This is a genomic window from Mycobacterium sp. UM_11 (assembly GCF_001414075.1).
Lineage (GTDB): Bacteria > Actinomycetota > Actinomycetes > Mycobacteriales > Mycobacteriaceae > Mycobacterium.
Genome location: NZ_LATC01000247.1, coordinates 1 through 407, shown reverse-complemented (window position 1 = coordinate 407; position 407 = coordinate 1). Strand labels below are relative to the sequence as shown.

Here is a 407-nt window from a genome sequence, read left to right as displayed (position 1 = left end):
CGGCCGAGTTTTCCCGAGGCCAACAGCGCGCGCAGCCCCGCGGTGAGCCCATCGTGGTTGCGTTGGGCGGCGCTGCGCCCATCGTGATCGATGGCCTGCTGGCTGGGGGTGCCGTCGACACACGGGGTGTCGTCGAGGGGGTTGCACATGCCCGGGGCGGCCAGCTTGGCCAGCACCGCCTCGAGGGTGGCCCGCAACTCGGGGGTGAGCAGCCCGCGCAGCTCCGACATGCCATCAGGGCCCTGCTTGCCCAGGGTGAGGCCGCGGCGGCGGGCGCGCTCGGCGTCGCTGTAGCGGCCGTCGGGGTTAAGGCAATCGGCGACATGCTCGGCCAGCCCCGCCAATTGCTCGGGCCGATACTGCGTTCCATACCTGACGAGGTCGGCCTCCACGGCCGCCCGGGTGGG

1 protein-coding gene is annotated in these 407 nt (G+C 72.7%); it reads right to left on the bottom strand.

Going from position 1 to position 407, the window contains the following annotated elements:
* The coding region (locus tag WU80_RS24860) for a DUF222 domain-containing protein (RefSeq protein ID WP_156371907.1) at positions 1 to 407 on the bottom strand (407 nt) is incomplete at both ends.